Here is a 13125-nt window from a genome sequence, read left to right as displayed (position 1 = left end):
CGTCTCAACCCCCGCGCAACAAGAGGGCCTTCGGCCGCACGAGTCCCATGGGCCGCGAGGCCCCGACCGGCGGATAGGCTGTGCCGCATGCGTGATCTGGGACGAGGCTTCGGCTATTTGATGAAGGGCCAGCGCTGGGTCGCCCAGCACGGCAAGCAGTTCGGGGTCGGCCTGCTGCCCGGCCTGATCACCCTGCTTCTCTACGCGGCCGCGCTCGTCGCGCTCGCCCTGTGGGGCGCGGACTTCGTCGGCTGGGCGACGCCCTTCGCGGACGACTGGTCCTCGCCGTGGATCGGCCTGTTCCGCGGCTTCCTCACGGCGCTGCTCTTCGCCCTCGCGCTCCTGCTCTCGGTGATCACCTTCACGGCGGTCACGCTCCTGGTGGGCCAGCCGTTCTACGAGTCGCTGTCGGAGAAGGTCGACATCTCCGTCGACGGGTACGCCCCCGAGTCGGGCCTGCCGCTCTGGCGCGAACTGTGGATCTCCGCACGCGACAGCCTCCGCATCGTCCTGCGGGCCGCCGTCTGGGGCATCCTGCTCTTCGCCCTCGGCTTCATCCCGGTCGTCGGCCAGACCGTGGTCCCGGTGGTCGGCCTCTGTGTGACGGGCTTCTTCCTGGTCGAGGAGCTGACGGCGGTGGCGCTGCAGCGCCGGGGCGTCGAAGCCCGCGAACGGCTCGCGCTGCTGCGCGCCCGCAGGCAGCTGGCGTGGGGCTTCGGCACTCCGCTCGCCGTGGCCTTCCTGGTCCCGTTCGTCGCGGTGTTCCTGATGCCGGGGGCGGTCGCGGGAGCGACGCTGATGGCGCGGGAACTGATGGGCGAGGACGGCGGCGGCCCGGACGACCCGCGGGGACCGGCCGGTTCGGCCAACGCGGCCGACACAGCTGACCCGGCCGACTCGACCGGTCCCGGCGGGCAGGCGTCCGCTACCGGCGGGCGTCCATAGCGGTCGTCAGGATTCCCCGCACCTGCGCGATGATGTCGAGGCGGTTGCGCACGAACTCCGCATCGGTGATCTTGCCCGTGGCCGGGTCCGTGTTGCCCGCCCCGAACTGGAGGATCGGCGTGTGCACATGGCCGCCGGGCAGCCGGTCGTGCAGCCCGAGGCGGTCGCGAAGGAGCGTCGCCCGGTAGGCGATCTCGTTCGACAGGTAGTTGCCGCCGCCGCCCTCGCGGGCCGTCGACCCCGCGGTGGGCCCCTCGGGGCGGACCACGGGAGCGGTCTGGCCCGCCGGGATCTCGGTCACCGACGTGTTGTCGTACACCGGGAAACGCCCCGTCTCGGCGCTCACGATCTCCTTGTACGGGAGGGTCGTCGACGTCCACTGCGGCTGCGTGGCCGGGTCGGTGACCGGGACGGTCTGCGTGCGCGAGAGGTTCTCGTTGTCGGGGAAGCCGCCCCGCCAGGCCCCGTTGGTCCGCTCGATGTCGAAGCGTCCGGCACGGCCCTGGCTGATGGTGGTGAAGAGGTCGACGCGGGGGAGATGGGAGCGCAGGGTGCGCTCGACCGTCCCCTTGGCGAAGTCGTCCCAGCGGACGGGGAAGACGGCGGCCTCCACGCGGGCGGGCCCGTCGGCGGTGTCGATGACGGTGCCGTCGAGCGCGAGGGCGGTGGCGCCGGACGGGTTGCTGATGCGGACGTCCCGGTCGAGCGTGAACGGGTCGAAGCCGGTGACGAGGATGCGCTTGATGCGGTGGCCCGCGCGGTCCTTCCCCGACCGGTCCTTCCCCGCGCCGTCCTTCCCCGCACGGTCCTTCCTCGGGAAGTCGATGGAGTCGTGCCCGCGCGAGGCGTCCTCCAACGCCCTTACGAGACGGCCGTGCTGGGCCTGGCTCACCCCGAAGCGGGTCGGCTCCCACTGCCGCAGCTCCCGGGTCATGCCGAGCCGGGCCCAGTACAGCGGCCGGTCGTCGTCCCGGCTCAGCTCGTCGGTTCCTCCTGCCGCTGGACCCCGACCCTGCGCCCGGTCGACGGCACGCCGCCACAGGGCCTCTCCCTGCCGTTCGACGACGCGCTTGGCCTCGCCGTACGAGTGGGCGCGGCCGAGGGCCCGCGCGAACTGCGGTGCCACGGCGTCGAATCCGCTGCGGCGCAGGATCTCCTGCGGCGCGGCCCGGTCGAGGCGCTGCTCCTCGGCGGTGGCGGCCGGTGCGGTGGTGGCCGCCGACGCGGGCACGGCGGCCAGCGACAGCAGGAGGGTGACGCCTATGGCGGCGATGCGGTGGGGTGCGTTGGGCGTGAGTGACACGGGAGTCCTTCCGTGGCCGGTGGGGGTGGCCGCAGTATCCCGGCAGAGAGGCGACGCCCGCTAGTGATCCACGGCGGCGTGATCCGCGAGGACCTCCCCGATCACGTGGCGCGCGATCCTCGCGACGACGGGATTCCTCGTCCGGTAGTACGGCAGCTCGATGAGCGCGATCGAGAGCGCCCAGCCGCGCCCCCGCGCCCACGTCGCGTCATCGACGTCCAGCGCGGCGCGAAAGCCCGGCCGCGAGTCGGCCGTCAGCAGGCTCCACGCGGTCATCAGGTCGACGGCGGGTTCGCCGTGCCCCATGCACCCGAAGTCGATGACGGCGCTGAGCCGGCCGTCGGCGGTGAGCAGGTTCCCCGGCTGCAGATCGGCGTGCACCCAGACGGGCGGCCCATCCCACCGGGGCGCGCGCAGGGCGGCGTCCCAGGCGGCGGTGGCGGCACCGGTGTCGATGATCCCGTCGAGCCGCGCGATGGCCTCGCGGGTGGCGCCGTCACGGGACACGAGGGGCCCGCGGCGGTACGCGGGAGGCGCGTCGGCGGTGTCGACGCGCTGGAGCGCCCGGACGAACTCCGCCAGGTCGGCGGCGAACAGGCCGGGTTGGTCCACCGCGCCGACGACCGGATTCTCGCCCTCCAGCCAGCGGTAGACGTACCAGGGCCAGGGGAAACCCTCACCGGGCTCGCCCATCCCCAGCGGCGCGGGAACGGCGAGGGGCAACAAGGGCGCGAGCCGCGGCAGATGCCGCACCTCCCTCTGTACGTCCTCGACGCCCCCCTCGATGCGCGGGAGCCGGACGGCCATGTCGTCGCCCAGCCGGTAGATGGCGTTGACGGTGCCGTTCGAGTCGACGGGCTCGACCGCGAGATCCGACCAGGCGGGGAACTGCGCGGCGAGCAGCCGGCGTACGAGTGACGTGTCGATGTCGGCTTCGTCGGCGTGCATCTTGGCGCGGGACATGGGGCCTTCCGGGACGTCGGGGGAGCGAGGACCGACGTTGATCGAAGCCGCCCGGGGCGGGTCGGGTCAACCGGATTCCCCGCCGTCACTCACCGCCGCCGCCACCCCCGAGCAGGGCCAGGAAATCCCTGAACGCCCCCGCCATGTCCACCGATTCGGGGTCCAGGAGCCACTGGTACTGGAGGCCGTCCATCACCGCGACGAGCAGCGGCGCCGCCGCCTCCGGGGTGAGGCCGCCGGGGAGCCGGTCGCCGTACTCCACGCGCAGGACCGCCGCGAACTTCTCCCGCACCGAGCCGTACCGCTCGGTGAAGTACTCCCGTGCCGGATGCCCGTCCGTGACACTCTCGCCGAGCAGGGCCGAGAAGGTCTGGATGATGCCGGGGCGCATCGCGTTGTACTCGACGAGCGAGCCGAGCAGGTCCAGGCGGATCTCGTTCGCCGGCACCGCGTCCCACTGGTCGCGGGCCTCCAGGACGGCGACGAGCAGGGCGTCCTTCGTGGGGAAGTAGTGCAGCAGGCCCTGCTGGGTCAGGCCGACCCGCTCGGCGACGGCGCCCAGGCTCGCGCCCCGGTAGCCGCGCTCGGCGATCACCTCGAAGGCGGCCCGGAGGATCTCCGCGCGCCGCTCCTCGCTTCTGGCCCTGGTCGTGGTCCTGGTCGTGGTCCTGGTCCTGGCCTTGGGCGCCATCGCGTCTGCCCCTTCACGTTCTCGGTCCTGCTCGCGGGACGACCGTACGTCATGCCCCTCTTAAATATAACGTCCAGATCACGAAAACTACCGAGCTACAGGTAACCGAGGCAGGATGGAGGGACCGTACGGAACGGACTTGGACTTCAACGAGGAGGTACCGCCATGGCGGGAACCCAGGGCCCCGGAGCCACGCAGGCCGACCAGGCGCGCGAGGCGGTCGTGGAGGCCGCGCTCGGCAAGCTCGACCTGGACGCCAAGGCCCGGCTGCTCGGCGGGCGCGACATGTGGTCGCTGCACCCGCTGCCCGAGATCGGCCTGGCGCCCCTCGTGATGTCGGACGGCCCGATCGGCGTGCGCGGCACCCGCTGGACCGCCGACGACCCCTCCATCGCCCTGCCGTCCCCCACCGCGCTCGCCGCCACCTGGGACCAGGACCTCGCCCGCCGCGCGGGCGCCCTCCTCGCCCAGGAGGCCCGCCGCAAGGGCGTCCACGTCCTCCTCGCGCCCACCGTCAACCTGCACCGCTCGCCGCTGGGCGGCCGGCACTTCGAGGCGTACAGCGAGGACCCGTATCTGACCGGCGTCATCGGCACCGGCTATGTCCAGGGCGTGCAGTCCGGCGGCGTCGGCACGACCGTCAAGCACTTCGTCGCGAACGACGCCGAGACCGACCGCTTCACCGTGGACAACAAGGTCGGCCCGCGCGCCCTTCGCGAGCTCTATCTCGCGCCGTTCGAGGCGATCGTCGCCAACGCCCACCCCTGGGGCATCATGACCGCGTACAACCAGGTCAACGGCTCGACGATGACCGAGCACCGCTACCTGGTCAACGAGGTGCTGCGCGGCGAGTGGGGCTTCGACGGCTGCAACGTCTCCGACTGGATGGCCGCCCGCTCCACCACCGGCGCCGTCCAGGGCGGCCTCGACGTCGCCATGCCGGGACCGCGGACCGTCTACGGCGAGGCGCTCGCCGAGGCGGTGCGCGCGGGCCGGGTCAAGGAGCCGGCGGTCGACGAGGCCGTGCGCAACGTCCTGCGGCTCGCGGCCCGCGTCGGCATCCTCGACGGCGCCGAGCCGGTGGTCACCGACGTGCCCGCCGAGATCGACGGCGAGTCCCTCGCCCGCGAGATCGCCCGCCGCGCCTTCGTCCTCGTACGCAACGAGAACGACGCGCTGCCGCTGCGCCCCACCGCCTCCGTCGCCCTCATCGGCGCCGCCGCGCGCGACGCCCGCGTCCTGGGCGGCGGCTCCGCCACCGTCTTCCCCGCCCGCGTCACTTCCCCGCTCGACGGCCTGAGGGCGGCGCTCGGCGATGACGCGCTGACGTACGCCGTCGGCGCCGACCCGAGCGACGAACTCGCCCCCGCCGACAAGGGGTTCGAGCTGCGAGCCATCTGCCGCGACGCGGACGGCGACGTCCTGGGCGAGGGCAACCTCCCCTCCGGCCAGGTCCAGTGGATCGGCGACGACCTGCCCGAGGGAGTCAGCCACGAGACGATGGCCTCCATCGAGGTCGTCGGCACGTTCACGCCGCGCGCGAGCGGTGAGCACTCCTTCGGCACGCGCGGGCTCGGCGCCTTCACGCTCTGTGTCGGCGGCGAGGTCGTCTTCGAGGGGTCCGAGGTGATGGGCCCCGAGTCCGACCCCTTCGAGGCGTTCTTCGGCTCACCGGTCGAGCGCGCCAAGGTGCGCCTGACGGCGGGCGAGCCGGTCGAGGTCTCGCTCCTGCACCCCCTCGACAAGGAGTACGAGGCCCCGCTCCCCGGCGTCGTGTTCTCCTTCGTGCACCTGGAGCCGCGGCGCGACCCCGACGAGCTGATCGCCGAGGCCGTCGAGGCGGCGCGCGGCGCCGACACGGCGGTCGTGGTCGTCGCCACCACCGAGCGCGTCGAGTCCGAGGGCTTCGACCGGCAGGACCTGCGGCTCCCGGGCCGCCAGGACGAACTGGTGCGCGCGGTGGCCGAGGCCAATCCCCGCACGGTCGTGGTCGTCAACTCCGGCTCCCCGGTGGAGCTTCCGTGGCGCGAGGACGTCGCGGCGGTGCTGCTCGGCTGGTTCCCGGGACAGGAGGGCGGCGCCGCGCTCGCCGACGTGCTCCTGGGCGCGCGGGAGCCGGGCGGACGCCTGCCCACGACATGGGGCGCCCTCGCGGACGCCCCGGTCACCCGCGTCACCCCGGCCGACGGCGAACTCGCTTACACCGAGGGCGTGTTCATCGGCTACCGCGCCTGGGAGAAGGCGGGCGCCACTCCCGCCTACGCCTTCGGCCACGGCCTCGGCTACACCGACTGGACGTACGAGTCCCTCGTCGTGGAGGGCACGACGGCCACGGTCCGCGTCCGCAACTCCGGCCCCCGCGCGGGCCGCGAGGTCGTCCAGGTCTACCTCGCCCCGACCGCGAACGACGGCGACCGCCCGGCCCGCTGGCTGGCCGGCTTCGCGGGCGCGGAGGCGGCCCCCGGCGAGAGCGTGGAGGTACGGATCGAACTCCCGCGCCGCGCCTTCGGGATCTGGGACGAGTCCGCCAACTCCTGGTCCCATCAGGGCGGTTCGTACGAGATCCAGGTGGGCCGCTCCATCGCCGACCGCAGGCTGAGCGAGACGATCACCGTCTGACTCTCGGCGCTCCCCGTTATCCGCTCAGCGCTCCCCGCTCAGCGAACCGAGAAGCCGTACACCGTCTCCGACGTGTACACCCCACCCGGCCGCAGCACCGTCCCAGGGAACTCCGGCCGGTTGGGGGAGTCGGGGAAGTGCTGCGTCTCCAGGGCGACGCCGTCGCCGGGGCCGAACGGCAGCGGCTCCTCGAAGTGGTCGGCCGTGTACAGCTGGAGGCCCGGCTCCGTCGTCGCGACGGTCAGCACGCGCCCGGAGGCGGGCTCGCTCAGCTCCGCCACCTCGACCGGCCGCGCGGTCGCCCCCTTGTCCAGCACGTAGTTGTGGTCGATCCCGGACCCGACCTTCCGCGCGGTCCGGAAGTCGAAGCGCGTCCCGTCGACCTCCTCGTACGCCCCGGTGGGAATCTGCGCCCCGTCCGTCGGCGTGAGCCGCGCCGCGTCGATCCGCAGCTCGTGCCCGGCGGCGCTGCCGCTCCCGGCCCCGGCGAGGTTCCAGTACGTGTGGTTGGTGAGGTTCACGACCGTCGGGGCGTCGGTAGTCGCCTCGTAGGCGATCCGCAGCGCGCCCGCCTCGTCCAGCGTGTACGTCGCCGACACCGCGAGCCGCCCGGGATAGCCCTCCTCGCCGTCCGGGCTCACCCGGGAGAGCCGCACCCCGTGCTCGACCTCCGCCGCGTCCCACACCCGCTTGTCGAAACCGGCCGCGCCGCCGTGCAGCGCGTTGGGCTCGTTGTTCCGCGCCAGGCGGTACGTCCTGCCGTCGAGCGTGAACCCACCGCCCGCGATCCGGTTCGCGTACCGGCCCACAAGCGCCCCGAAGTACGGCCCGGGGTGATCGAGATAGCCCCGCAGGTCGTCGAAGCCGAGGGCCACCGGCTCGCGCCGCCCGGACCGGTCGGGAACTTCCGCCGACTGGACAATCCCGCCGTACGTCAGGACGCGTACCCGCACCCCGCCCCTTTCCAGGGTCCAGCGATGGACGGGGGTGCCGTCGGGGAGCGTCCCGAAGAGTTCACTGCGCATGATCGCGACCCTACGCCGGGCCGCGGGGCCGCCGGACCCTCAGGCCCCGGGATCCTTGGGATCCTTGGCCTTCACCTGCCGGTAGGCCAGCTCCGCGAGCCGCTCCTGGCCGTTCTTGCTGGGGTGGAACCAGTCCCAGTGGCTCAACTGGTCGCCGTCGAAGCGGTAGTCGAAGACCGCCCCGCCGTCGTACCGGCAGCGCAGGTCCTTCGCGCACACGTCCTTGAGCACGTCGTTGTAGGCGATCACGCGATTCTGGACGGTGGCCCGCCGCTGCGTCGCCGACGCGGCCAGGTCGTCCGGGTCCGCCAGCATCGAGGCGCAGATGCCCAGCTTCCAGATCTGCTTGCCCAGCGCGTTGGTGCGCCCCTGGGACCAGAGCCGCTTCAGGTCCGGCACGGAGGCGACGTACACCTGCGTCTTGGGAAGCTCGCGCCGCAGCGTGCGCATCGCCTCCTCGAAGTCGGCACGGAACTCGGCGACCGACGTCATGGAGTCCGCCGAAGGGCGGCAGGCGTCGTTCGCGCCCGCCATCACCGTGATCAGCTCGGGGCGCTTGAGCGCGGCCTGCTCGACCTGCCCGGAGAGATCGTCCATCCGGGCGCCGGTCTTCGCGTAGTTCCAGCTGTGCCCGGCGGCCCGCTCCTTGCCGAGCAGCCGCGTCGCGAGGCTGCGCACATCGGAGCCCGTGCCGGTGGCCCAGGACGCCTCGGGGCAGTCGGCCAGCACCGAGCAGGCGTCGAAGCCGCGGGTGATGGAGTCGCCGACGGCCGCCAGGGAGTTCGGACTGGTGTTCCAGGTGGGGGTGGGCTTGGGGGACGGCTTGTCGTGCGCCGATGGTCCATTGGGTGCGGGGGAGTTGCCGCCGGAGGCGTCGCACGCGACGATCGCGGCGGTGGCGACGGTCGCGGCGAGAAGAACCGCCGTCGCGGTGGCGACGGCGGCGCGCGGGCGGTTCCTTCGGTTCCGCATCCCCAGGTCCCCTCTGTTGTCGTGGCCGTCGTAGGCCGACCGCGCCGTTTCGGCGCCCCTGCGGGTGAATGGTGGGCGATTCCTGGCCCTTGGACCGACGGTACGTCACACTCCTTGCGCCGCCGCACGGTAGCCTCGCCACCCAGTGGCACCCTGCGCTTTCGGTTCCGCTAAATTACATCACGTCACATCTGTCCTGTTTTCGGAGTTTCCGGATTCGGGGCCACAACGCTCGGCACGGGCGCGAGGCCGCTGGGGAAGGCGAACCTCGACCCACACTGGAGGTCCCGGTGACGACACGTGGAGTTCTGTACGTGCACTCCGCACCGCGCGCGCTGTGCCCGCACGTCGAATGGGCAGTCGCGGGCGTTCTCGGCGCGCGCGTCAACCTCGACTGGATCAGGCAGCCCGCGGCGCCCGGCAGCTGGAGATCGGAGTTCTCCTGGCGCGGCTCGGTGGGCACCGCGTCCAAACTCGCCTCCGCCCTGCGCGGCTGGCAGCTGCTGCGCTTCGAGGTCACATCGGAGCCGTGCCCCACGGCCGAGGGCGAGCGGTACAGCGCCACACCCGAACTCGGCATCTTCCACGCGGTCACCGGAATCCACGGCGACATCCTGATCCCGGAGGACCGCCTGCGCGCCGCCCTGGCCCGCTCCCAGCGCGGCGAGAGCAACCTGGAGGCCGAGCTAGCCAAGCTGCTCGGCAAGCCCTGGGACGACGAACTGGAGCCTTTCCGGTACGCGGGCGAGGGCGCCCCGGTGCGGTGGCTGCACCAGGTGGTCTGACACACGCCTGCCGTTCTTCCGGCGCACTCCTGACGTACTTCTGGCGCACACGGCGAAGGGCCCCCACCGCACGGTGGGGGCCCTTCGTCACGTACAGCCGACTGCTCAGACGCTCCTGAACGCCAGCACCACGTTGTGGCCGCCGAAGCCGAACGAGTCGTTCAGCGCCGCGATCCTGCCCTCGGGCAGGGTGCGGGGCTCGTCCCGGATGACGTCCGCTTCGACCTCGGGGTCGAGGTTCTCGATGTTGATCGTCGGCGGGGCGACGCGGTTCTTCAGCGCGAGGACCGTGGCCACAGTCTCCACGCCGCCCGCGCCACCGAGCAGGTGACCGGTCATCGACTTCGTGCTGGAGACCGCCATGTGGTCCACGTCGTGGCCGAACGCCTTGCGCAGCGCCTTGATCTCGGCGACATCGCCCTGCGGCGTCGAGGTCGCGTGCGCGTTCACGTGCACGATCTCGGCGGGCTTGAGGTCCGTGCCGTCGATGAGGTTCTGCAGCGCGGCCGCGATGCCGTTGCCGGAGGGCTCGGGCTGCGTGATGTGGTGGGCGTCGGCCGAGATGCCCTGGCCGACCGCCTCCGCGTAGATCTTCGCGCCGCGGGCCTTGGCGTGCTCCTCGGACTCGAGGACGATCACGCCGGCGCCCTCGCCGAGCACGAAGCCGTTGCGGTCGACGTCGTAGGGGCGCGAGGCGCCCGCCGGGTCGTCGTTGTTCTTGGACATCGCCATCATGTTGCCGAACGCGACGATCGGCAGCGGGTGGATCGCCGCCTCCGTGCCACCCGCGACGACGACGTCGGCGCGGCCGGTGCGGATCATCTCGATCGCGTAGCCGATGGCCTCGGCGCCCGAGGCGCACGCCGATACGGGGGTGTGCACACCCGCGTGGGCGCCCAGCTCGATGCCGACGTTGGCCGCCGGGGAGTTGGGCATCAGCATCGGCACGGTGTGCGGGGAGACGCGGCGTACGCCCTTCTCCTTGAGCACGTCGTACTGGTCGAGCAGGGTGGTCACGCCGCCGATGCCGGAGGCGATGACCGCGCCGAGGCGGTCCGGGTCCACGGACGTGTCCTCGCCCGCCTTCGCGGTGTAACCCGCGTCGGCCCACGCCTCCTTCGCCGCGATCAGCGCGAACTGCGCCGAGCGGTCCAGCTTGCGGGCCTGCGGACGAGGAATGACCTCGCCCGGCTCGACCGCGATCTGGCCCGCGATACGGACCGGAAGGTCGGCCGCCCAGTCCTGCTCGAGAAGGCGGACACCGGAACGGCCCGCGAGCAGACCGTCCCAGGTCGAGGCTGCGTCGCCACCCAGCGGTGTGGTTGCGCCGATACCGGTGACGACCACGGTGCGATTGGTCGAGTTCACAGGAAATTTCTCCACGGTGTTGAGGGGATCAGCGGCGCCACCGCCGGGTGGCGACAGCAGAGCAGCCCTATCAGGCCTGGTGCTTGACGATGTAGCTGGTCGCGTCGCCGACCGTCTTGAGGTTCTTGACGTCGTCGTCCGGGATCTTGACGTCGAAGCGCTCTTCGGCGGCGACGACGACCTCGACCATGGACAGCGAGTCGACGTCCAGGTCGTCGGTGAAGGACTTGTCCAGCTGGACGTCCTCGACCGGGATGCCGGCGATCTCGTTCACGATCTCCGCGAGACCGGCGACGATCTCTTCCTGAGTGGCGGCCATGTTGGCGCTCCTTCTATGTATCCAGAGGGTGTGGCGGCATCTGCACGGATCGGATGATCCGGACGAGTTGCCTAGGGGAGGGTAACGACCGTGGCGGCGTACACGAGACCCGCCCCGAAGCCGATGACGAGCGCGGTGTCGCCGCTCTTCGCCTCGCCGGTCGCCAGGAGCCGCTCCATCGCGAGCGGGATCGAGGCTGCCGACGTATTGCCGGTGGTGCGCACGTCACGGGCGACCGTGACGTGTTCCGGCAGTTTGAGAGTCTTCACCATCGAGTCGATGATCCGCTCGTTGGCCTGGTGCGGAATGAAGACATCCAGGTCGTCCGCGGTGATTCCGGCCGCGTCCAGCGCCTGCTGGGCGACCTTCGCCATCTCGAACACGGCCCAGCGGAAGACCGCCTGGCCCTCCTGCGTGATCGCAGGGAACTTGATGTTGCCCTCGCTGTCGAGCGGCAGCTTCGAGACATCGCCGACGTGGAACTCGTTCCACGCCACCGTCTGCTTGATGGTCTCGGACTTGTCGCCCTCGCTGCCCCAGATCGTGGGACCGATCTGCGGCTCCTGCGACGGGCCGACGATCACGGCGCCGGCGCCGTCACCGAACAGGAAGGCCGTCGCGCGGTCCTCCAGGTCGGTGAGGTCGCTCAGCCGCTCCACGCCGATGACCAGGACGTACTCCGCGCTGCCCTCGACGATCATGCCCTTGGCGAGGGTCAGGCCGTAGCCGAAGCCCGCGCAGCCGGCGGAGATGTCGAACGCGGCGGGCTTGCCCGCGCCGATCTTGTCCGCGATCTCGGTCGCGATGGCCGGGGTCTGCTTGAAGTGCGAGACGGTCGAGACGACCACCGCGCCGATCTGCTCCGGGGTGATGCCCGCGTCGGCGATCGCCTTGCCGGACGCCTCGACGGACATCGCGGCCACGGTCTCCTCGTCGGAGGCCCAGTGGCGGGTCGCGATGCCGGAGCGGGAGCGGATCCACTCGTCGGAGGAGTCGATCGTCTCGAGGATCACCTCGTTGGGCACGACACGGGTCGGGCGGTAACCACCGACACCCATGATGCGCGCGTACGGGGCGCCCTTACTGGGCTTGATCTTCGACATGCTCTCCTGGCTCCTTCTCAGGCACCCGCCGCGTCGGCGGCGGATGCGGTGTCGGCGATGAGCTCAGATGCGGCGTCGAGATCGTCGGGTGTCTTGAGGGCCACCGTCCGCACACCGGGCAGGGCGCGCTTGGCGAGACCGGTCAGCGTGCCACCGGGGCACAGCTCGATCATCGCCGTGACCCCCAGCTCCTTGAACGTCTCCATGCACAGGTCCCAGCGCACCGGGTTGGCCACCTGGCCGACCAGGCGGGCCACGATGTCCGAGCCGGTCGCCACGGTCCGGCCGTCGCGGTTCGAGACGTACGTCAGCTTCGGGTCGGCCGGGGCGAGGGCCTTGGCGGCCTCCTCGAGCGTGGCGACCGCGGGAGCCATGTGGTGCGTGTGGAAAGCGCCGGCGACCTTCAGCGGCACGACGCGGCGCACGCCCTCGGGCTTGTCGTCGGCGAGCGCGGCGATCTGCTCCGCGGTGCCCGCGGCGACGATCTGCCCGGCGCCGTTCACGTTCGCCGGCGTCAGGCCGAGCTTCTCCAGGTGCGGGACGGTGATCTCGGGATCGCCGCCGAGCAGCGCCGCCATGCCGGTCTCCGTGACCGCCGCGGCGTCGGCCATGGCCAGACCCCGGGTACGGACGAGACGGAGGGCGGCGTCGTCGCTGAGCACTCCGGCGTACGCGGCGGCGGTGATCTCGCCGACGCTGTGCCCCGCGACCGCGCCGGGCTTGTTCGCTGCGAGGGCGTCACCCAGTGCCCCGGCGGAGAGCAGACCGGCGGCCACCAGGAGCGGCTGGGCCACGGCGGTGTCGCGGATCGCGTCCGCGTCGGCCTGGGTGCCGTAGTGGGCAAGGTCGAGCCCGATGGCGTCCGACCACGCGCCGAGGCGGTCGGCCGCGCCGGGGAGATCGAGCCAGGGAGTCAGGAAGCCGGGCGTCTGGGCGCCTTGGCCGGGAGCGACGAGTACGAGCACTCTCACACTCTCTCTTGTGGACGGTGCAAGCCGCCCGTGGGGACAGGGACGAAGAACGGCTGGGGGA

Annotated in this window: 12 protein-coding genes; 3 read left to right on the top strand and 9 right to left on the bottom strand. The window is 71.9% G+C overall.

Annotation, left to right across the window (positions count from 1 at the left end):
- Positions 1-87: 87 nt before the first annotated feature.
- Complete coding sequence (locus tag ACZ6ZP_RS03560; RefSeq protein WP_383818706.1) at positions 88-945, top strand: EI24 domain-containing protein; 858 nt, start codon at positions 88-90, stop codon at positions 943-945.
- Here the strand turns inward: ACZ6ZP_RS03560 and ACZ6ZP_RS03555 are convergent.
- From ACZ6ZP_RS03555 to ACZ6ZP_RS03545, 3 genes are all read right to left on the bottom strand, one after another.
- Positions 926-2248, bottom strand: coding sequence for a pyroglutamyl-peptidase I (locus ACZ6ZP_RS03555; RefSeq protein WP_469405393.1), 1323 nt, complete (start codon positions 2246-2248; stop codon positions 926-928). The two genes, ACZ6ZP_RS03560 and ACZ6ZP_RS03555, sit on opposite strands and share 20 nt — an antisense overlap.
- A gap of 60 nt (positions 2249-2308) precedes the next feature.
- Complete coding sequence (locus ACZ6ZP_RS03550; protein WP_469405392.1) at positions 2309-3211, bottom strand: aminoglycoside phosphotransferase family protein; 903 nt, start codon at positions 3209-3211, stop codon at positions 2309-2311.
- 85 nt (positions 3212-3296) lie between these two features.
- Entirely contained in the window at positions 3297-3902 is a 606-nt protein-coding gene (locus ACZ6ZP_RS03545) for a TetR/AcrR family transcriptional regulator (RefSeq protein WP_469405390.1), read from the bottom strand.
- A gap of 165 nt (positions 3903-4067) precedes the next feature.
- Between ACZ6ZP_RS03545 and ACZ6ZP_RS03540 the strand changes: the two genes are divergently transcribed.
- The gene (locus ACZ6ZP_RS03540) at positions 4068-6521 is read left to right on the top strand and encodes a beta-glucosidase (RefSeq protein ID WP_469405389.1); all 2454 of its coding nucleotides are present in this window, start codon (positions 4068-4070) and stop codon (positions 6519-6521) included.
- A 38-nt stretch (positions 6522-6559) separates the two neighbouring features.
- On the opposite strand, the gene ACZ6ZP_RS03535 is transcribed toward ACZ6ZP_RS03540, so the two are convergent.
- On the bottom strand, positions 6560-7546 hold the full coding sequence (locus ACZ6ZP_RS03535; RefSeq protein ID WP_351160073.1) for an aldose epimerase family protein: 987 nt from the start codon (positions 7544-7546) through the stop codon (positions 6560-6562).
- Between the two features lie 39 nt (positions 7547-7585).
- Positions 7586-8518, bottom strand: a complete 933-nt coding sequence (locus ACZ6ZP_RS03530) for an SGNH/GDSL hydrolase family protein (protein WP_361462615.1) — start codon at positions 8516-8518, stop codon at positions 7586-7588.
- A gap of 290 nt (positions 8519-8808) precedes the next feature.
- Here ACZ6ZP_RS03530 and ACZ6ZP_RS03525 point away from each other — a divergent pair, with 290 nt between their 5' ends.
- The gene (locus ACZ6ZP_RS03525) at positions 8809-9303 is read left to right on the top strand and encodes a DUF3145 domain-containing protein (RefSeq protein ID WP_344521149.1); all 495 of its coding nucleotides are present in this window, start codon (positions 8809-8811) and stop codon (positions 9301-9303) included.
- Between the two features lie 105 nt (positions 9304-9408).
- On the opposite strand, the gene fabF is transcribed toward ACZ6ZP_RS03525, so the two are convergent.
- The 4 genes from fabF to ACZ6ZP_RS03505 all read right to left on the bottom strand — a co-directional run bounded on the left by fabF (position 9409) and on the right by ACZ6ZP_RS03505 (position 13058).
- Positions 9409-10671: a beta-ketoacyl-ACP synthase II gene (gene fabF / locus ACZ6ZP_RS03520; RefSeq protein ID WP_351160068.1), complete on the bottom strand. Its 1263-nt coding sequence runs from the start codon at positions 10669-10671 to the stop codon at positions 9409-9411.
- A gap of 70 nt (positions 10672-10741) precedes the next feature.
- Positions 10742-10990, bottom strand: a complete 249-nt coding sequence (locus ACZ6ZP_RS03515) for an acyl carrier protein (protein WP_351160066.1) — start codon at positions 10988-10990, stop codon at positions 10742-10744.
- Positions 10991-11061: 71 nt separating this feature from the next.
- Positions 11062-12093: a ketoacyl-ACP synthase III gene (locus ACZ6ZP_RS03510; RefSeq protein WP_351160063.1), complete on the bottom strand. Its 1032-nt coding sequence runs from the start codon at positions 12091-12093 to the stop codon at positions 11062-11064.
- Positions 12094-12110: 17 nt separating this feature from the next.
- On the bottom strand, positions 12111-13058 hold the full coding sequence (locus ACZ6ZP_RS03505) for an ACP S-malonyltransferase (protein ID WP_383818694.1): 948 nt from the start codon (positions 13056-13058) through the stop codon (positions 12111-12113).
- Between the last annotated feature and the right edge of the window lie 67 nt (positions 13059-13125).

The organism is Streptomyces sp. NPDC054047 (assembly GCF_055585065.1).
This window is presented reverse-complemented; position numbering and strand designations above follow the sequence as displayed.